This window comes from Paraburkholderia antibiotica, assembly GCF_012927125.1.
Classification (GTDB): domain Bacteria; phylum Pseudomonadota; class Gammaproteobacteria; order Burkholderiales; family Burkholderiaceae; genus Paraburkholderia; species Paraburkholderia antibiotica.
In genome coordinates, this window is record NZ_JABBFZ010000002.1 from 584,838 (window position 1) to 603,865 (window position 19,028).

Below are 19,028 nucleotides of genomic sequence, written 5' to 3' on the forward strand. Positions count from 1 at the left end.
TGAGCATCCGCGAATCCGCCGTTCCTCCTTTTCTTCTATTCCTGCCCGGATCCACCATGCGCGTTTTCTCCGCTGCGCTCGCCACCGAAACGAACACGTTCGGTCCGATGCCGACCGATATCACGTCGTTCCACGAACGGACTTACTTCCGCTCCAGTGAACATCCGGACGCGATGCAGATGCACAGCGGCCCGCTCTGGGCCGCGCGTCAGATCGGCCGGCCGCGCGGCTGGACGCTGATCGAAGGGCTGGTCGCGGCGGCGGTGCCGAACGGCATCGTCACGCGCGCGGCGTACGAGAGCCTGCGCGACGAACTGCTCGACGACCTGCGTCGTGCATTGCCGGTCGATATGGTGTTGCTGGGCCTACACGGCGCGATGGTCGCCGACGGCTACGACGATTGCGAAGGCGATCTGCTCGCGTGCGTGCGGGATATCGTCGGCGCGGATACGGTCATCGGTGCGACGCTCGATTCGCACACGCATCTGAGCGAGCGGATGACGCAAAGCGCCGATCTGCTGATCTGGTGGAAAGAATATCCGCACACCGACATTCTCGATCGCGCGCTCGAACTCGTCGAATTGTGCGCAGCGGCTCACGCGAAGCAGATCGTGCCGCAGGCCGCGGTAGTCGATACCGGCATGATCGTGCAACTGCACACGACGCGCTCGCCGGCCCGCGACTTCGTCGCCCGTGCGAAGGCGCTGGAGCAACGCGACGACGTGCTGTCGGTCTCCATCGTGCATGGTTTCGCCTGGGGCGACACGCCGGACATGGGCACCAAGGTGGTGGTGTACACCGACGCACGCATCGACCGCGACGGCAGCACCGGCCGCGAGCTGGCCCGCGCTTTCGCCGATGAATTGTGGAACGCGCGCGAGCAGTTCGAGCCGCCGCTGCCCGATGTCGATCGCGCGCTCGATCTCGCGATCGACACGCCCGGCACCGTCGTGCTCGCCGACGGTGCCGACAACGCGGGTGGCGGCGCACCCAGCGATTCGACCTTCGTGCTGCGCAGACTGTTCGAGCGCAAGCTGACCGACGCGTGCGTCGGCCCTTTGTGGGACCCCGGCGCAGTGCGGCTCGCATTCGGCGCGGGCGAAGGCGCGACGCTGCCGCTGCGCGTGGGCGGCAAGATCGGCCCGCTGTCCGGCGATCCGCTCGACGCGACCTGGACCGTGCGCGCGTTGAAGCGCGACATGGTGATGAGCGGCCTCGCCGGTACCCCCGCGCGACTCGGCGACTGCGCGCTGATCGAAAGCGCGGGCGTCGAAGTGGTGATTTCGAGTCTTCGCTCCCAGGCCTTCAGTGTCGATCTATTCACGCAGTTGGGCTGCGATCCCGCAACGCGGCGCTTCGTGGTGGTCAAATCCTCGCAGCACTTCTACGCGTCTTACGCGCCGATCGCGAGCCGCGTGATCTATATGGCGGTACGCGGCGTGGTCGCGCATGACATTTCGACGCTGCCGTACCGGAAGATCGCGCGGCCGAAGTGGCCGCTGGATCGTTGAGTGAGCAGCATCGCCATTCGCTCTTTTCCCCTTTCCCTTTGAGTAACCAGATCATGAACCAGCCGATCAAACGACTTCAAACCAGCACGCGCATGAGCCAGGTGGTAATCGCCAATGGCGTCGTGTATCTGTCGGGGCAGGTACCCGATACGGCCGGCGCTTCGATCGACGTGCAGACGCGTGAGGTTCTGACGCGCATCGACACACTGCTCGCCAGCGCCGGCAGCAACAGGACCGCGCTGTTGACCGCCAACGTATGGCTGAGCGATCCCGCGCATTTCGACGCGTTCAACGCGGTGTGGGACACTTGGCTCGCGGAAGGCCACGCGCCGACACGCGCTTGCGTGACCGCGTTGCTGATGAAACCGGGACTCGACGTCGAGGTCGCGGTCACCGCGCTCGCCTGAACCTGCTTTCAAGAACGCATCGGAATCCATACTATTGGCACGGGCATCACGGGCATCAAAAAGGAAACCCGCAATGAAGTTCGATACAGTCGTGCTGGGCGGCGGCATCGTCGGTGTGTCGGTGGCAGTGCAGCTGCAACGGCGCGGGCTGCGCGTCGCGCTGGTCGATCGCAAGGCGCCGGGCAACGAGACTTCGCTGGGCAACGCCGGGCTGATCCAGCGCGAAGGCGTCTATCCGTACGCCATTCCGCGCGATTTCGCATCGCTCGCGCATTACGCCGGCAACCGCGCGACCGACGTGCGCTACCACCCGGCGGCGATGCCGAAGTTGCTGCCGTTTCTCTATCGCTACTGGTATCACTCGCGCGACGACCGCCACGCGCGGATCGCGCGGGCGTACTCGACGCTGATCGAGCATTGCGTCACCGAGCATCGCGATCTGATCGATGCGGCCGGTGCACAGTCACTGCTGCGCACCGGCGGCTGGATCAAGGTGTTTCGCAACGAAAGCGCGCTGCACAGGACGCTTGCCGAAGCACGCCGCTGGAACGACGAATATGGCGTCGACTACGAGGCGCTCGACCGTGGCGCGCTGCGCGCCACCGAGCCGGCGCTGAGTCCAGCGCTGGTTGGCGGCGTGCGCTATACGTCGTCGAATTCCGTCAGCGATCCGAGTGCGCTCGTCACTGCCTATGCACGGCTATTCGAACAGCTTGGCGGCCAGGTGTTGATTGGCGACGCCCATACGCTCGAACCTGCATGGCGCGTCACGACACAGCGCGGCGCGGTGGAAACCCGCTCGATCGTCGTGGCCATGGGCCCCTGGTCCGGCGACATCGCGGGCAAACTCGGCTATACGTTGCCGCTCGCGGTGAAACGCGGCTATCACATGCACTATGCGGCGGCGGACGGCGCGCGCCTCAATCAACCGGTGCTCGACCCCGAAGTCGGCTTCATGATCACGCCGATGCTGCGCGGCATCCGCCTGACCACCGGCGCCGAACTCGGCCATCGCGACACCGCGAAGACGCCCGTGCAACTCGAAGCCGTCGAGCCGCTCGCACGCGAAATTTTTCCGCTCGGCGCGCGCCTCGATGCCGAGCCGTGGCTCGGCTGCCGTCCCTGCACGCCGGACATGATGCCGATCATCGGCCGCGCGCCCCGGCACGACAACCTGTGGTTCGCGTTCGGCCACGCGCATCATGGCCTGACGCTCGGCCCCGTAACCGGCCGGCTGATCGCGGAAATGATCACTGGCGAGCCGACGCTGGTCGACCCGCGGCCTTTCCGCGTCGATCGATTCTGACGTTTCCGCCGAGCTATTCGGGTCGATATGAATCTCCACGACTTGCCGCTGCGCCACGCGCCCTTCATGACCGAATTCTCGACACCCGATGTGTCAAGCTGGACCTCGCTTCTCGCGGCCCTCTCCGCCGGAGAAAAGCTCGAAGGACAATCGCCGAATGCGTGCCCGGGAAGAATCGCGGCCTGCCGTCTGGTCGGCGGCGGCATCGCGGCACTGTCCACCTGCGAGCCGCAGTCGATGAAGTACCGCGCAAACGTCGACTCGCCGACTCGCGACGAAGACATCAGCGTCGTGACGGTGTTGCGCGGAAAGGGTTCAGTCCAACTCGAACACGACGCGTTTTCGTTCGAAACCGGCGACGTGATTTTCCGCCGCGCCAGAACACCGGCGGCGGCGACCCTCGACGAGCAAAGCCACCTGCTCGGCCTGCGCATTCCGGCGAGCAGGCTGTTCGGCAGCGCCGCCTATCCGATCGACAAGATCGTCAGCATCTGCTCGGCGCGCAATACGCCAAGCATCCGCGCGTTCACGCAATACGCGGAGATCTGGCTGGCGATGGCAAGCAGCACGCCGACGCGTAGTCGCTTCTTTGCGGAGCAGGCACTGATCAGCCTGCTGACTTCGGTGTACCTCGAGGCGAGCGAGTCGTCGTCGAAAGCTGCTCGCTCGCATGAGCAGGCCTCGACGGCCGCTTGGGGCCGGTTGCTCAATGCGCTGCAGATCCGCCTGTGCGATCCCGAGTTGTCCGCGGATAGCCTTGCCTCGACCGCGCGCATGTCGAAACGGTATATGCATCGACTGTTCGAGAAGCACGGCTTGCGATACGGCGAATTCCTTCTGCAGCGTCGACTCGAACATGCGCGCGACGAACTCGAAGACCCGCGTCTTGCTTCATTGAAAATCGGCGATATCGCGTATCGCGCCGGTTTCAACGACGCGGGTCACTTCAGTCGCACGTTCAGGAAATGTTTCCACGTTTCGCCCGGCGTGTTTCGCGCGGGACTCGCGCTCGAAGGATGAGGCGGAAGACGCCTTCTATCCACAGCCATTTGGTCTGCAGATGGAATGGACCGTGGGGCGCGGCCCGCAACTGGACCTGAACCAAGGCGTCATTTCGACGAAGCCGCTATACGGCGGATACGTGCAGGCGATGTACAAGCTCGATCACCCCACATACGGAACCTTGATTCCATACGCCAAATGGCAACCGTTCCTCGCGCTCGAACTGACTGTTGCCTACTCGCGGATCAAGCGAACCAATCTCGCCGAAGCGCCTTACAGGACCGTTAGAGGCAACCTGTTCCGCGTACAGCTGCAGACCCATTACTGATCGGCCGGAAGCCCGCAAGCTGCCCACGCGGCAGGCTCGGGCTTCCCGATCGTCACCCACCACCGCCGTATCAGGTTGTCCGCTGCTCGCCGCGCCAGCCGGCTCGATCGCGGGACACCACTCCCTTCCTGACGTGTCTTCCGGCACAGAACACGGGCGATGCAACTCGCCACCAGCCAGCGCTCCTCATTACTTGGTTATCCGATCCTCATGAGATCCACAAGAGTGCATTTCCAGCCTATCGACAGATCACTTCCAGACCACACGATGCGGTTTTGACGAGATAAGTTTTAGTCGATCCGCAAGAAAGCCGCGCAGCTTCGCCTTATAGAGAGAATCCCCTATGCACAGCAACGCATCGTCGACAAACCACCGCAACGGCGAGTGGTACTCGTGGTATCTGGTGTTCGTGTTGTTTCTCGCTTGCGTGCTGTCCTACGCGGATCGTCAATCCGTCGCGATCCTGATTCAGCCCATCAAACTCGAATTCGGCCTGTCCGATACGCAGATTGGACTCGTGCAAGGACTGGCGTTCGCGATGTGCTGGGCAGTGGCGATGCTGCCGCTTTCGCGCGTCATCGACCGTTCGTCGCGAACACGCTTGTCCGCAATCTGTCTGCTGATCTGGAGCATCGCCACTGTTCTGTGCGGCGTCGTGCCGACCTTCTGGCTATTCGTGCTGGCGCGCGCTGGCACCGCGATTTCGGAGGCCGGTATCAACCCTGCCGCGCTATCGATCTTCGCGGACCTCTTCGATTCGAAAAAGCTGCAACGGGCCAATAGCTTCTTTTATGTCGGCCCGTATGTCGGAGGCGGTATCGCGCTGCTGGTCGGCGGCACGCTCTTTCAGATGCTGTCCAGCTCGACCGCGTCCGCGTGGCTGCCGCACTTTCTGTTCACGACCTTGTCGCCCTGGCGCTGGGTGATGATCGCGCTGGGCGCGCCGGGCATCGCACTGTTTCTCCTCATGGTGCTGACGGTTCGCGATGTCGGCCGCACGCGCTCCAATACCCAGTCCGTTCCGAACCGCGCCGAATCGAATTGGCACGCAACACTGGCCGAAATCTTTATCGCGCGCCCCTTCGTCAAATGGTATTTCGCATCGGGGATCTTCGTCGTAGCTCTTTTCTATTCGCTGGTGACATGGTTTCCCACCGTAATGATTCGCAGCTTCGCGTCGAATCCGCATTTCGTCGGCGGCCATCTCGGTCCTATCTATATCTGCGCTGGTGTCGCGGGTGCGTTGATCGCCGGATTGCTGCTGAAGAACGACACCACCGAAGGCCTGCTGCTCAGAACGCTCAACCTTCAGGTTGGCCTCGGCATCGCGTTGATTCCGATCTTCGTGCTGTCTTTTTTCGCTGCCACCGTCACGCAGTTTTTCTGGCTATACGGCGCGATGACCTTCGTTTGCAGCATGCTTGTTTCGACCGTGGCCACGCCGATTCAGTTGACCATGCCCAATCGTCTGCGCGGACAGACCATTGCGGTCAGCGCGTTCATCACGTCGATCGTCGGTGGCGGGCTGGGTCCGGTGAGCGTCGGCTATCTGGCCGACAGGCTCGGCACGGGTCGCGACGCGCTGGCATCCGCGCTGTTCACCTCGTGCGTGGTCTGGTCGGCGGTGGCCGTCGTCCTGCTCGTGATCGCGCGACATCGGATTCTCGACATGCCGTCCGCCATTCCATCCATCGACCGGAGACCGTCATTCAAATAAGCACATCCAACCGACAAATAAAACACGACGAATAACAACCGATAACGATTCAAACACCCTGGATGGACTATGCGTTACACCAAACTGGTAGCAGCATCCTGCATTCTGTTTTCCGTCGGCGCACAAGCACAGAGTAGTGTTTCTCTTTACGGCATCATCGATACCGGCCTCACCTACGTGAACAATCGCGGCGGCCATTCCATCGTCTACATGGATTCCGGCATTACGCAAGGCAGCCGCTGGGGGCTGCTGGGAAAAGAAGATCTGGGCGGCGGCACCAGCGTGATCTTCAATCTGGAGAACCGCTTCACGCTACATAACGGGGCCTCGTCGGCGATGTTCGGCGGCTGGTCTTACGTCGGGCTTCAATCTGACCGGTGGGGCACGCTCACCTTCGGACGCCAGTACGATTTCATGGCTTACCTGGTGCTCTACGCGAACGCGATGAGCGGCATTTACGGCGGCCATCCGTACGACTCCGACCGACTCGCCGGCGAGTTCGTCAATAATTCCGTGCGCTACCTCACACCGCTCTTTGCCGGCGTTCAGGCCGGTGCGCTTTATGGCTTCAGCAATGCGGCGGGCGCGTTCGGCGGCACCGCAGGCTCTCCCCGCACGGTGAGCTTTACGCTCAACTATCAGCGGGACGATCCGCTGTCGTGGTATCTCGCCTATACCAAGGCCGACGGCTATGGCGGCAGCGCGGCGTCGGTCCTGCTCGGCGACGCGACCTCCACGACGGGTGGCCTCGGCGTGCGCTACACGTTCGGCAGCTCGGCGATCTATGCGCTGATCGACCACAGCCGGTTGAGCGACCCGCTCAGCGGCGGCAAGACATTGTCCGCGACGAATGCGGACGTGGGTGTGCGTTATTCGGTAACCCCCGCGCTTTACTTCTACCCGAGCTACTCGTACATGAAAACCGGAGAAGCGAAAGCGCATCAGTTCAACCTGGGCGTCGACTATCTGCTGTCGAAGCGGACCGATCTGTATGCACTCGTTGCCTATCAGAAGTCGGCGACCGCCGGTTACCCCGCGGGCATCTTGTGGATCACGAGCCTCACCTCGCCGAATATGGGCTATTCCACCACCGACAAACAACTCGCTTTCAGAATCGCGATCAGAACCAGGTTCTGATTCGGTGCCGACCCGAGCGGCCGAAAGCTGCAGGCCGCTCGCATTTTTCCGACGTCCCGCATTATGTCTCGCCTCATGTGTCGTTAGGCACCAGTCACTCGTCGCATTCTTCAGGCACTGCGCGCTCGCCGCTAATACTCGCGCACCTGCACCGGCAAAGCCGTCTTGTACTGCACTTTGCGCAACGCAATCGACGTGCTGATGTCTTTCACGCCGTCGATCTTCACCAGCCGCTCCATCACGAACCGTTCGATGCCGGCGATATCCGCCGCGACCACGCGCAGCATGTAATCGAACGCGCCTGTCATCAGATAGCACTCCATCACTTCGTCGAAGTTGCCGATCGCGCGCTCGAAGCCCGCGAGTTGCGACGCGCTTTTCTTGTCCACCGCCACCTGCACGTAGGCATTCACCGGAAACCCGGCTTTTTCCTGGTCGAGAAGCGTCACGTACTGATTCACGATGCCGCTCTCTTCGAGCAGCCGCACGCGGCGATAGAACGGCGACAGCGACAGATTGAGCGCCTCCGCCAGATCCGCCGCCTTGATATGCGCGTCCTTCTGCAGCGCCTGAAGTATCCGGATATCGGTTCGATCCAGCTTCATTGGCTATTTTTCCTATTAATTGCTTTGTTAATGGCAAAACCAGCCATCCAATGCACTTTCACTGGCCAAGGTTAGCAAATTTCGCCTAATTGGACACCATAAAATTTATTCCAGTCCATACCCCACAAATACTCATCACGGAGACATCACGTGAACATGCGAGTCCCCAACATCCCTCGCGATATCGATGCCGCGTATCGGCTGGAAGACCGTTACCAACGCGAACAGGGCAGCGTCTTTCTGACCGGCACCCAGGCGCTCGTGCGCATCCTGTTCGAGCAGGCACGCGTCGACCGGCGCGCGGGGCTGAATACGGCGGGACTCGTCTCCGGCTACCGCGGCTCGCCGCTCGGCGGTCTCGACCAGGAACTGTGGCGCCAGAAAAAGCTGCTGAAAGACGCGGACATCCGCTTCGAACCCGGCCTGAACGAAGATCTCGGCGCGACGATGCTGTGGGGCGCGCAACAGCTCGACGCGTTTCCGGGCAAACGCGTCGATGGCGTGTTCTCGATGTGGTATGGCAAGGGGCCGGGCGTCGATCGAACCGGCGATGTCTTTCGTAATGCCAACATTCTCGGCACGTCGAAACATGGCGGCGTACTGGCGGTGGCCGGCGACGATCACGCCGCGCAATCGTCGATGTTTCCGCATCAGACCGATCACGTGTTCGAGGGCGCGATGATGCCGATCCTGTTTCCGGCCTCCGTCGACGAATACCTCGACTTCGGTCTCGCCGGTTACGCGATGTCGCGCTTCTCCGGCCTGTGGGTCGCGTACAAGGCGATCACGGAGACGGTCGAGAGCGGCCGCTCGATGCCGGTCGACGAGCACGCCCGCAACAGCTTCATCACGCCCACCGACATCGCGATTCCGTCGCGACGCGGCTTCAATTACGATCCGGCGCTGCGCTGGCCGGTCGAGCGCGCGGAGCTCGAGCGCCGGGTCCTCGAAGAGCGGCTGCCGGCCGCGCTCGCATTCGCGCGCGCCAATCCGTTCGACCGCGTCGTGTTCCGTTCGAAGCAGGCACGCGTCGGCATCGTCACGGTCGGCAAGGCACATGGCGACGTGCTGGCGGCACTGGCCCATCTCGGCCTCGATACGGCAGCACTCGATCGGCTCGGCATCGCGCTGTACAAGGTCGGCATGACCTGGCCGCTCGAAAGCGAAGGCGTGCGCCAATTCGCGCGCGGTCTGTCCGCATTGCTGGTGGTCGAAGAAAAGCGCTCGTTCGTCGAGCGGCAGATCAAGGAAGCGCTGTACGACGTGCGCGCCGCCGAGCGCCCCGAGGTGTTCGGCAAAACGCTCGGCACGGCAGGTCCGCTCGTGCCGGCCGCGCTGGAAATTTCTCCGGCGATCGCGGCAGCGACGATCGCGCGATTCTGCGCGCACACCGGGGTTGCATTGCCGCCCGCGCCCGTCGATACGCGCAGCACGTCCACCCGCAAATCGATTCCGATCCTGAGCGGCAAGGAAGCTGAACTGCTCACGCGCAAACCGTTCTTCTGCGCGGGCTGCCCGCACAATACTTCGACGAAGCTGCCGGATGGTTCATATGCAGCGGCGGGCATCGGCTGCCACATCATGGCGCTCGGCGAGTCGCCGGGCACCGCGACGTTCTGCCAGATGGGCGGCGAAGGCATCCAGTGGATCGGCATGTCGACGTTCACCGATCTGCCGCACATGTTCGTCAATCTCGGCGACGGCACCTATCAGCACTCCGGCAGTCTCGCGATCCGCCAGGCCGTGGCCGCGAAAGCAAACGTCACGTACAAGATCCTCTTCAACGACGCCGTCGCGATGACGGGCGGCCAGCCGACCGAAGGCGGCCTGACCGTTGCGCGCGTGGTCGCGCAGGTACTCGCCGAAGGCGTCGCAAGCGTGACGATCGTCTCCGACGACCCGGCGAAATACGCCTCGCTCGGCACGGCACTAGCGGGGGTGGAAATCGAGCATCGCGATACGCTCGATGCCGTGCAGCGACGTCTGCGCGAACGCAAAGGCGTCACGGTTCTCGTCTACGAACAGACCTGCGCGGCCGAAAAACGTCGTCGCCGCAAACGCGGCACGCTGCCGACGCCGCCCGCGCGCGTCGTCATTCATCCCGACGTGTGCGAAGGTTGCGGCGACTGCTCGGTGCAATCGAACTGCATTGCGATCGAGCCGCTCGACACCGAGCGTGGCCGTAAGCGCACGGTCAACCAGTCGAGCTGCAACAAGGATCTGTCATGTACGAAGGGCTTTTGTCCGAGCTTCGTCACCGTCGAAGGACTCGCGCCGCGCAAGCCGGATCGCGCGCGCATCGAATCGATCGAACCGGCGTTGCGCGAGCAACTCGCGGCGCCGCTGCCGGTGTCGCCGGAGATCGAACGACACGCTCGGATCGTCGTGACGGGTATCGGCGGCACGGGTGTCGTCACCATTGGCGCGATTCTCGCGATGGCCGCGCATCTCGAAGGCCGTGGCGCATCGACGCTCGACTTCACCGGCCTCGCGCAGAAGAATGGCGCGGTGTTGAGCCACGTGCAGATTGCCAGCAGCCGCGGCGAGATTGCGACTTCGCGCATCGAGACGCGCAGCGCCAACGTGCTGCTCGGTTGCGATGCGGTCGTCGCGGCGTCGCCGGATGCGTTGTCGCGCGTCGTCCATCACGGCACGCATGCGGTGGTGAACACGCACATCACGCCGACCGCCGAGTTCGTGAAGCACGGCGATCTGGCGATCGGCGAGTCGGCCTATCGACGCACGATCGAAAGTGCACTCGGCGACGTCAGCCCGGCCATCTCGGCGTTCTGGAATTGCAACGCCGCGGCCGAAGCGATTTTCGGCGATGCGATCGCGTCGAACATGATGATGGTCGGCTTCGCTTATCAGCGTGGCCTGATTCCGCTGTCCGAGGCCGCAATTCATCGGGCCATCGAACTGAACGGCGCATCGGTTGCGATGAACCAGCGCGCGTTCCTGTGGGGACGACTGATCGCACACGACCCGACCCTGCTCGATAAAGTAAGCCGCGTGCCGGATTCGCAAGAGGCGCCGTTCGAACTCGACGCATTCGTCGCGGCCCGCATCGACGATCTGACCGCTTATCAGAACGCAGCTTACGCGAAGCGCTATGCGCAACTCGTCACGAAGGTGAAGGACGAAGAGGCGCGCGTGAATGGCGCTTGCGGCGCACTGACCGAAGCAGTCGCGCGCAGCTACTACAAAGTACTGACCTACAAGGACGAATACGAGGTCGCGCGTCTGCACACGGACGGCAGCTTCAAGCGGCGTCTCGCCGCGCAGTTCGAAGGCGACGCGAAGCTCACCTATCACATGGCGCCGCCCGTGCTCTCGCGTAAAGATTCGACGACGGGACGCCGCTCGAAGCGCGCGTTCGACGGACGCTGGATGCAGCCGCTGCTCGCGGTGCTGAAACACGGCAAGGTACTGCGCGGCACGCTTGCCGATCCGTTTGCCCGTCAGAGCGATCGGCGCATGGAGCGCGCGCTGATCCGCGAATTCGAGGACGACGTGCAGCTCGCGCTGTCCACGCTGGCTCCGCACTCGTTGAAGACCGCGATCGATCTCGCCGCATTGCCGATGTCCGTGCGCGGCTTCGGCATCGTCAAGGAAAACAATTATCGCGCGATCCAACCGCACCGCGGTGAGTATCGTGCGACGCTGGCGGAGGGTTTGTGCCGCGCGTGAGGGAGGAGCGGACACAACACATGGGGTTCGTCATCGCGTGGTGTGTCCAGAACGCATTGATTGTCTCCTGGTACAAACAAAGCCGCGCATCGTAGGCACGTCAGATGGGAATTGGCGAGTCATGGGCTATCGTCGCAATCACAGCAACAATATTTGTTGTCATCTCAGAAAATTATGCCGCTACCATGCATTCTCCTACACACCGAACTATGGGGCGATCCCCCTCGGTAGATACTATATTTTTGATAGAAGATCAGGAGGAACAGTAGGCCGGCTCATGGACTAGCTCAATCTGAATGGCAACAACAAAAGCGAGTGGTTTTCCTTATATGCGATTGACGGAGACATTGATGACGATCGAGAGCCGTAGCGACTGGCATCGGATCCGTTCAATCTTCACCGACACACCCAGGCTGGCAGTTCCCGGATCTCAGCTCAAAGCGTATGGGGAGCTGACAGTGAGATGAAAAAGGTTTTGGTCTGCATCGCGATCGCGGCATGTCTGGTGGCTGCCATTCTTATTAACGCGTACTGGTGGGCCACACATCCGGATACTCCGCTTAATTTTTCAAATCCGGTCTGGAATTTTCTGCTTGTGAAATTCAAGTCCGAAACCGCCTCCGACGAGGTTGACCTGGCCTTCTTCATGTCGTCAGTCGGTACCGTGCTTGCATTCCTGGTCGCCATCCTGATCTACCGCCGGTATATCGCTCGGTACCGAAAAGAAGCTTGACGACTAACCGCCTACGCCTACGCCAAATCCCCCAACGGCCACTTAGGCCGCCTGATCCGCCGATGCCCCAACGAATCCAGATCTGACGTCACCGTGCCCGGCGCGCTAGCGTAGATCACCTTGCCCACGACTTTCGAATAATGGGCATGGAAATGCTGCGACGATTTCACGACGATCATCCGCTTCGCTTCGAGCGCACAGCCCAGATCCGTGAACAGATCGGTCCCGATGGCCTGCACGCGCCGACTGGTCACCACCACGTCGACGCCGTTCACGCCGATCAACGCCGAATCGCCGCAATTCACCCGCTCGCCCTCGGCGAGGCCCGCCATCGTGTGTCCGCGTTTGAGCGCGCGCACGGTCACTTCCGCGTCCAGCGGCTCGCCCGACATCGGCCCGGTCTTGCCGCCGAGACGAACCCGCAGGCGCGCGTCGACGCCGGCATTGAAGGCCATATCCACCACCGCGGGGTCCCACAGAGGCCCGAGTGCCGCCTGCCCGACATCCCGCTCGATCAGGCGACGCAGGAAAAAGGTCGAGTCCGACGCGGCACCGCCGCCGGCATTGTCAGCGCCATCGGCAATCGCCACCGGCGTCGCGGCGCTGGCGAGCGCCCGGTCCAGCGCGGCATCGATGTCAGGCTCGTCGGCACGCAACGCATCGCGCGCGGCGATCACATCGTCTGCGAAGGTTCGCGCGGATTGCTGGGCAAGCGATGCATCGTTGTCCGCGTAGACCAGCACCTTGGTGCCCATTCCTGGCACGTCGGCCCACGGAAAACCGTGCACCAGCGACACCGACAGCACACCCGGCAACTTCTCCAACGCGTACTCGCGTGCCACCAGCGTACGGCCCGGCTCCTGCGTGGTGAAAATCAGCGAAATCATTTCGCAGTCCACCAGAGCCGGCACGGGCCGGCAACGCCCCTGGACCCTGGCGGCAAGCAGGTCGACGAGTTCGACCGCGCGCTCGACGATGTCGGTATGCGGGTACTCTTTCCAGCAGATCAGCAGGTCCGCCGCGCGCACCATCTGCCCGGTCATATGCGCATGAGGATCGAGCGTCGCGCCGACGGCCGTATCGGGACCGACGAGCGCACGCACCCGTTCGAGCAGATCGCCTTCGCAGTCGTCATAGCCGTCGGCCACCATCGCGCCGTGCAACCCGAGCACGACCATCTCCAACGGCAAGGCCGCGCGGATTTCGCTCAGGATCTGCTCGCGCAGCGCTTCATAGGCTTCGCGCGTCACGAGCCCGGCCGGCCACGCCGCCGCGACCAGCCCTTCTATCAAGGTCCAGCCGTTCTTGCGCGCCGCCTGTCGCGCGGCGAACAACGGACCGGCAAAAAAACTGGGCGCTTCGGGATGGGTGCCGCCCTGATACAGCATCCCGTTTTCGAATGCTGCAAGACCCACGGGTAAAGGAGAAAATGTATTCGTTTCCGTCGCCAGACTGGCTGCAAATATGCGCACGCTCGTGCCCTCTCTCAATCTCGATACCGCTCGTTGTTCGGCCGCGATGCGAGAAATGGCACGCACGTTTCTGTTTCATCGCATCCGGGCTGTCCGGTAGATCCGCATACATTTCCTTTGCGTGCAAGGCAATGCCACCGGATAGACGGTAGCAGCCTGGTCGATGAATGCCATTGCTCCACAGCGCACTTTCGCCTGGATGAAAGTGCGCTGTGGCGGCGAATGGACTGGATGGGGTTCGCGGCCGAATAAAGCCGCTTGAATAAAACCGCCTGAATAAAGCCGTTCGATTAAAGCCGGTTAGATAACCGGCTTTCCGGTCGCCCGCTCGAACCTCAATCGAGCGACGCGTCGCAACTGCAATCCAGCTTGGGCGATCGGATAGCCGGCCGCTCCAACGCGGCCAACCGTTGCAGCGTCACGAGACCGAGCAGCGCAAGCCCGAGCCCCAGCGTGAAGTCGGCGTGAACTCCCGCCCGATCGACGATGGTGCCGCCGACCGCCGAACCGGCCGCAATCGCCACCTGGATCACGCTGACGAACATGGCTGAACCGGCTTCGGGCAAGTCCGTCGTGCTGCGCTGAATCCACACGCTAAAGCACAGTGGCAGCGCGCCGAACGCAACGCCCCACAGCAGCATCCCGGCCGTCTCGCCGATCGGCGAATGCTCGAGCAGCAACATCGACGACATCGCGCCCAACAGCAACAGCACCATCGCGGCGACGGACTTCTTCAGGTGCTCGGAAATCACCATCGACGTCAGCGCATTCGAGAAGAAGCCGATCAGGCCGAAGCCGAACAGCAGCAGCGTAATGACACTCAACGAGAAATCGTGTTCGAGCAGCGGAGCGATGTAGGTATACGTCGAGAAGTGCGCGCCAAACACGAGCGCGACCATCAGCATGCTCAGCCGCGTGTGAGGGCGCCGCAGCAGCGCCCGGAAATCGGCGATACGCAATGCCGAAGCCGACGGCAGCGAAGGCACGAGCAACGCTTGCGCGAGCAACGCGAGCGCCACAAGTCCGGCGGTCGCCGCGAATGCCATGCGCCACGATGCGAACGAAGCGATGAACGTGCCGAGTGGCACGCCGATCACGGTGGCGCAGGTGACGCCGGTCAGAATCGTCGCCGTCGCTTTAGCCGCGTCTTTTGCTTCGACGAGTCGCGGGGCAGCCGCGGTCGCCAGTGTCCAGAAGCCGCCCAACGCCGCACCGAGCAACGCCCGTCCGACCAGCATGACCGCGAGACCCGGTGCCATCGCGCACACGATGTTCGCAATCAGCAGCATCGCGGTGAGCAACAGAAAGACGTAGCGGCGGTCCATGCGCCCGGCGCTGACGATCAGCATCGGCGCGGATATCGCGGCCATCACGCCGGGCGTGGTGACCATCAGGCCCGCGACGCCGGTCGATACGCCGAGGTCGTGCGCGATCTGCGGCAGCAGCCCGACCGGCAGAAATTCCGCGGTCACGAACGCGAACGCACTCACCGCGACAGCAACGACGGATAGCCATTGACCCGCGGAGGTCGAGCCCGCTTCGACAGATACGGAAGTTGCAGGTGTATCGATTTGCATGATGACACTGACGCCAAGGGTAAAACCCACACTTTAGGTGGCGATTCCCGATGGAAAAAGCATCATGCACTGAATAGAGTAGTAGGCGTGGCTGAACAATCTCCGTACGGCCATCGTCATGGCCATGGTCGCACGCCGGCGAAACCCAGGCGAAGCGCGTCGCTATTCGTCCTCCCCTTTCCCCACATTGAGCAGCGTCACGAAACTCGCAACCCCGAGCACCATCGCCAGCAACCCGATGTGAACGAGTCGAGGTTTCTCGTAGAGCAAGCCGTTGATCGACGACGCGATGCCGCCCAACGCGACGAACACCGCCACTGTCGCCAGCACGATTCGTCCCTCCACGCGAGCCATAGCGATTGCTCCTGCCACGTCGCCGGTCATCTGTCAGCACTTGGTCGGCGTTGCCGGACCGGCCGCATGCTGGTGCAATTCGGGCGGCGTCGCGTTGCCGCCGTGTTTGTCGAGGAATTTGCATGCACTGACGATGTCGTCGGCGAGCAGCTCCGCCACGTTGCGGTTCACATGCGGCCTGACCACCACCCGCAGGCTGTTGACCGACTCGGCATTCGGCGGCATCGAATAAGCCGCGAGCACCCAGCCTTTCTCCCGGACCTTGTTCGAGACGTCGAATTCGTTGAATTTCTTTATCTTGCTGTCGAGCGTCACGGCGACCACCGGAATCCGCTGCGCTTCGTTCATCATCGTGAAGTAGCCGCTTTCGACCAGAATGCCGCGCAACGCAATCGCGTTGTCGAGCGTGTGCTGCATGATCCTGCGATAACCTTCGAAACCCTGCCTGAGAAACATGTAGTACTGCACGGCCACCTGAAAAGCGTTGCGGCTGAAGTTCAGCGTCGCGGTCGGCATTTCGCCGCCCAGGTAGTTCACGTAGAACACCAGTTCCTCGTTGAATACCTTGCGTTCGCGAAACACGATCCAGCCGAGGCCCGGCGGCACCAGGCCGTATTTGTGTCCCGACGCGTTGATCGACTGCACGCGCGGCAGCCGGAAATCCCATTCGTAGTCGGGATAGAGGAACGGATTGACGAAGCCGCCGGACGCGCCGTCGATATGCATCGGAATGGAAATGCCGGTGCGCCGCTCGTAGTCGTCGAGCCAGTCGTGAATGCCCTGAATGTCGTCGTCCTCGCCGGTGAAGGTCTGCCCCGCAATCGCGACGACGGCAATCGTGTTCTCGTCGACATACTTGTCGAGATGTTCGGCGGTCAGCCGATAGTTGCCCGGCGTCAACGGTACGATGCGCGGCTCGACGTCGAAATAGCGAAAGAACTTCTTCCACACGATCTGCACGTTGCCGCCCGTCACCATGTTCGGCCTGCTACGGTCCTTGCCCTGTGCTTCGCGGCTCTTGCGCCAGTTCCACTTGTGCGCGAGACCCGCCAGCATGCAGGCCTCGGACGAGCCCACGGTCGCGGTGCCGTACGGCTCGACGTCTTTCGGTCCGTTCCAGAGCTGATGCAGCCATTTGACCATGCGCGTTTCCATCGCGAACACCTGCGGGTACATGTCATGGTCGATATAGTTCTTGAAGATATTGCGCTTCGCGGTCTCCGCTGCTTCAGGCTCGGCCCACGTCGTCACGAACGACGACATGTTCAGCATCGGATTCGCGTCGGTCCATTCCGCGCTGATCACGACAGCGGCAGCCGCGCGCGCGGACATCCCGTCTTTCGGAAATTCGTCTTCGGGAATCGAATAGTTGAATTCGTCGTACGGGGTGATCTTTTCGCTTGACGTAGCCATCTCGTGCTCCTCGATACGCGGGTAGTGCTACAGGACCTTGTTCCTGTCGAGCGTGTTGCCGGTCGCCGCGTTGTAGCGCTCGACGTAATCGCCGAGCAGCGTGCGGATCGCCTGACCGATCTTGCGGTAGTCGGACTCGTTCAGATTCGCGAGCGACACGCGCCCCGACGGATGCTGCGTGCCGAAGCCGCGGCCGGGCAGCACGACCACGCGCGCTTCGCGCGCAAGCCGGAATAGCAGCTCGGACGGCTCGGTGTTCTTCAGCAACCATTCGACGAACTCGCGACCGTACGCGCGCTCGCCGAGAAACTCCATGTCGAGGATCGTGTAGTAGTCGACCTGGTTGATGTCGCTGTCGTCGAACGTAATACCAATGCCGTCGTAGAGCGCGCGCTTGCGGCTGCGGATCAGCCGCTTCAGCGCCTTCTTGTACGCGTCAGGCGTATCCATCAGCGAAAACAGCGAGAACAGCACCATCTGCACCTGCTGCGGCGTCGACAGCCCCGCCGTGTGATTGAGCGCGACCGTGCGGCTGTCGGCGACGAGGCGGTCGATGAACTTCAGCTTGTCCGGTTCGGTCGTGATCGACTCGTAGCGGTGATGCAGTTCCTTCTTCACGTCCTTCGGCAACTCGCCGATCAGCCGGTCGAAAATATTGTCGCGATGCGTGACGATCGTGCCGAGCCGCCAGCCGGTCGCGCCGAAGTACTTCGAATACGAGTAGACGAGAATGGTGTTCTTCGGCGCGAGCGCGAACAGCGACACGAAGTCGTCGGCGAAGGTGCCGTACACGTCATCGGTGAGCAGGATCAGATCGGGGCGCTCGTTGACGATCTCGGCCACGTACTGAAGACTTTCGTCGCTGATCCGCACCGAAGGCGGATTGCTCGGATTGACGAGAAAGAACGCCTTCACCTTCGGATCGCGCAACTTGTCGAGTTCCTTTTTCGAGTACTGCCAGTTCTTTTCGACATCGGCATTCACGTCGACGACCGCCAGCTGATAGTCGTTGAGCCCCGGAATCTCGATGTATGGCGTGAAAATCGGCATGCCGAGCGCGATCGTGTCGCCGGACTTGATCAGGTGATTCTGCCGCATCGTGTTGAAGATGTAGGTCATCGCGGCAGTGCCGCCTTCGACCGCGAAAATGTCGAACTCGCCGATGAACGGATGCTTACCGATCATCTCGCGGCGCAGATACTGACCGACGATAACCTCGGAGAGCTTCAGCATCCGGTCCGGCACCGGATAGTTCGACGCGAGAATGCCCTCGCACATTTCGTACAGGAAGTCGCTCGCGGACAGCCCGAGCTGATCGCGCACATAAGACACGGCGCTCGCGAGAAAGGCGATGCCCGGCACGCCCTTGTTGCCGCGCAAAAACAGCTCGAAGCGCTCGACCAGGCCATCGCGCTTCGGAAAGCCGCCGACGCCCTCCGGCAGATACGCAAACGAGCGCTCCGCCTCGCGCATCGCGAAGAGGCCCAGTTGCCAGAAGCCATGGCGCGGAATCGTCGCGACGAAGTTAGGGTTACCGCGCCCGGCATTGAGCATCGCCAGATTCGCGGGCCGCTCGACCGCGCCGCCGCCCGCCGCCTTGATCAACTCGTCTTTCAGCTCGAACGGGCTGAGCGCCGCCAGCCTCGCCGCCTTGTCCTTGTCTTTGTCCTTCTCGGCGTCCTGTTTGTCCCGCTTGTTCATGTCTCCTCCTGAACGCAATTGCTGCGCAGTGTTCGTTCCGCTACGGCCAATCCGGCGTCGCCGCGAGCGACACGC

At 62.3% G+C, this 19,028-nt stretch carries 15 protein-coding genes; 9 read left to right on the top strand and 6 right to left on the bottom strand.

Annotated features, from left to right (window positions below; genetic code table 11):
* Window positions 1-56 precede the first annotated feature (56 nt).
* From HHL14_RS06690 to HHL14_RS06720, 7 genes are all read left to right on the top strand, one after another.
* Window positions 57-1,511 (top strand): M81 family metallopeptidase, encoded by a 1,455-nt coding sequence (locus HHL14_RS06690; protein ID WP_169496769.1) that lies wholly within the window; start codon window positions 57-59, stop codon window positions 1,509-1,511.
* 53 nt (window positions 1,512-1,564) lie between these two features.
* Window positions 1,565-1,918, top strand: a complete 354-nt coding sequence (locus HHL14_RS06695) for a RidA family protein (RefSeq protein ID WP_169496770.1) — start codon at window positions 1,565-1,567, stop codon at window positions 1,916-1,918.
* Between the two features lie 73 nt (window positions 1,919-1,991).
* Complete coding sequence (locus HHL14_RS06700) at window positions 1,992-3,224, top strand: NAD(P)/FAD-dependent oxidoreductase (RefSeq protein ID WP_169496771.1); 1,233 nt, start codon at window positions 1,992-1,994, stop codon at window positions 3,222-3,224.
* A gap of 27 nt (window positions 3,225-3,251) precedes the next feature.
* Window positions 3,252-4,244: an AraC family transcriptional regulator gene (locus HHL14_RS33760; RefSeq protein ID WP_169496772.1), complete on the top strand. Its 993-nt coding sequence runs from the start codon at window positions 3,252-3,254 to the stop codon at window positions 4,242-4,244.
* Entirely contained in the window at window positions 4,141-4,554 is a 414-nt protein-coding gene (locus tag HHL14_RS06710; protein ID WP_329601628.1) for a porin, read from the top strand. The genes HHL14_RS33760 and HHL14_RS06710 overlap by 104 nt, the downstream gene beginning before the upstream one ends.
* Window positions 4,555-4,897: 343 nt before the next feature.
* Entirely contained in the window at window positions 4,898-6,271 is a 1,374-nt protein-coding gene (locus HHL14_RS06715) for an MFS transporter (protein WP_169496773.1), read from the top strand.
* A 69-nt stretch (window positions 6,272-6,340) separates the two neighbouring features.
* Window positions 6,341-7,408 (top strand): porin, encoded by a 1,068-nt coding sequence (locus tag HHL14_RS06720; RefSeq protein WP_169496774.1) that lies wholly within the window; start codon window positions 6,341-6,343, stop codon window positions 7,406-7,408.
* A gap of 131 nt (window positions 7,409-7,539) precedes the next feature.
* Here the strand turns inward: HHL14_RS06720 and HHL14_RS06725 are convergent, their stop codons facing one another.
* Window positions 7,540-8,013, bottom strand: coding sequence for an Lrp/AsnC family transcriptional regulator (locus HHL14_RS06725; protein WP_169496775.1), 474 nt, complete (start codon window positions 8,011-8,013; stop codon window positions 7,540-7,542).
* A gap of 156 nt (window positions 8,014-8,169) precedes the next feature.
* Here HHL14_RS06725 and HHL14_RS06730 point away from each other — a divergent pair, with 156 nt between their 5' ends.
* Both HHL14_RS06730 and HHL14_RS06735 read left to right on the top strand, forming a co-directional pair.
* Window positions 8,170-11,703 carry an indolepyruvate ferredoxin oxidoreductase family protein gene (locus HHL14_RS06730; protein ID WP_169496860.1) on the top strand — a complete coding sequence of 1,178 codons (3,534 nt, stop codon included), beginning with the start codon at window positions 8,170-8,172 and terminating at the stop codon, window positions 11,701-11,703.
* A gap of 463 nt (window positions 11,704-12,166) precedes the next feature.
* On the top strand, window positions 12,167-12,436 hold the full coding sequence (locus tag HHL14_RS06735) for a hypothetical protein (RefSeq protein WP_169496776.1): 270 nt from the start codon (window positions 12,167-12,169) through the stop codon (window positions 12,434-12,436).
* A gap of 17 nt (window positions 12,437-12,453) precedes the next feature.
* Here the strand turns inward: HHL14_RS06735 and HHL14_RS06740 are convergent, their stop codons facing one another.
* From HHL14_RS06740 to HHL14_RS06760, 5 genes are all read right to left on the bottom strand, one after another.
* Entirely contained in the window at window positions 12,454-13,908 is a 1,455-nt protein-coding gene (locus tag HHL14_RS06740; RefSeq protein ID WP_169496777.1) for a M81 family metallopeptidase, read from the bottom strand.
* A gap of 335 nt (window positions 13,909-14,243) precedes the next feature.
* Entirely contained in the window at window positions 14,244-15,485 is a 1,242-nt protein-coding gene (locus tag HHL14_RS06745) for an MFS transporter (protein ID WP_169496778.1), read from the bottom strand.
* Window positions 15,486-15,647: 162 nt separating this feature from the next.
* The gene (locus tag HHL14_RS06750; protein ID WP_169496779.1) at window positions 15,648-15,839 is read right to left on the bottom strand and encodes a DUF2964 family protein; all 192 of its coding nucleotides are present in this window, start codon (window positions 15,837-15,839) and stop codon (window positions 15,648-15,650) included.
* A gap of 33 nt (window positions 15,840-15,872) precedes the next feature.
* A complete protein-coding gene (locus tag HHL14_RS06755; protein ID WP_169496780.1) occupies window positions 15,873-17,252 on the bottom strand; it encodes a glutamate decarboxylase in 1,380 nt (459 codons plus the stop codon).
* A 27-nt stretch (window positions 17,253-17,279) separates the two neighbouring features.
* Window positions 17,280-18,953, bottom strand: a complete 1,674-nt coding sequence (locus tag HHL14_RS06760; protein ID WP_169496781.1) for a bifunctional aspartate transaminase/aspartate 4-decarboxylase — start codon at window positions 18,951-18,953, stop codon at window positions 17,280-17,282.
* Window positions 18,954-19,028 lie beyond the last annotated feature (75 nt).

Excerpts from the sequence above, each read along its gene's own strand:
- HHL14_RS06735 (WP_169496776.1), top strand. The coding sequence starts at position 12,167 with ATGAAAAAGGTTTTGGTCTGCATCGCGATCGCGGCATGTCTGGTGGCT.
- HHL14_RS06700 (WP_169496771.1), top strand. The coding sequence starts at position 1,992 with ATGAAGTTCGATACAGTCGTGCTGGGCGGCGGCATCGTCGGTGTGTCG.
- HHL14_RS06745 (WP_169496778.1), bottom strand. The coding sequence starts at position 15,485 with ATGCAAATCGATACACCTGCAACTTCCGTATCTGTCGAAGCGGGCTCG.
- HHL14_RS33760 (WP_169496772.1), top strand. The coding sequence starts at position 3,252 with ATGAATCTCCACGACTTGCCGCTGCGCCACGCGCCCTTCATGACCGAA.
- HHL14_RS06755 (WP_169496780.1), bottom strand. The coding sequence starts at position 17,252 with ATGGCTACGTCAAGCGAAAAGATCACCCCGTACGACGAATTCAACTAT.
- HHL14_RS06695 (WP_169496770.1), top strand. The coding sequence starts at position 1,565 with ATGAACCAGCCGATCAAACGACTTCAAACCAGCACGCGCATGAGCCAG.
- HHL14_RS06730 (WP_169496860.1), top strand. The coding sequence starts at position 8,170 with ATGCGAGTCCCCAACATCCCTCGCGATATCGATGCCGCGTATCGGCTG.
- HHL14_RS06715 (WP_169496773.1), top strand. The coding sequence starts at position 4,898 with ATGCACAGCAACGCATCGTCGACAAACCACCGCAACGGCGAGTGGTAC.
- HHL14_RS06720 (WP_169496774.1), top strand. The coding sequence starts at position 6,341 with ATGCGTTACACCAAACTGGTAGCAGCATCCTGCATTCTGTTTTCCGTC.
- HHL14_RS06725 (WP_169496775.1), bottom strand. The coding sequence starts at position 8,013 with ATGAAGCTGGATCGAACCGATATCCGGATACTTCAGGCGCTGCAGAAG.
- HHL14_RS06690 (WP_169496769.1), top strand. The coding sequence starts at position 57 with ATGCGCGTTTTCTCCGCTGCGCTCGCCACCGAAACGAACACGTTCGGT.
- HHL14_RS06760 (WP_169496781.1), bottom strand. The coding sequence starts at position 18,953 with ATGAACAAGCGGGACAAACAGGACGCCGAGAAGGACAAAGACAAGGAC.
- HHL14_RS06750 (WP_169496779.1), bottom strand. The coding sequence starts at position 15,839 with ATGGCTCGCGTGGAGGGACGAATCGTGCTGGCGACAGTGGCGGTGTTC.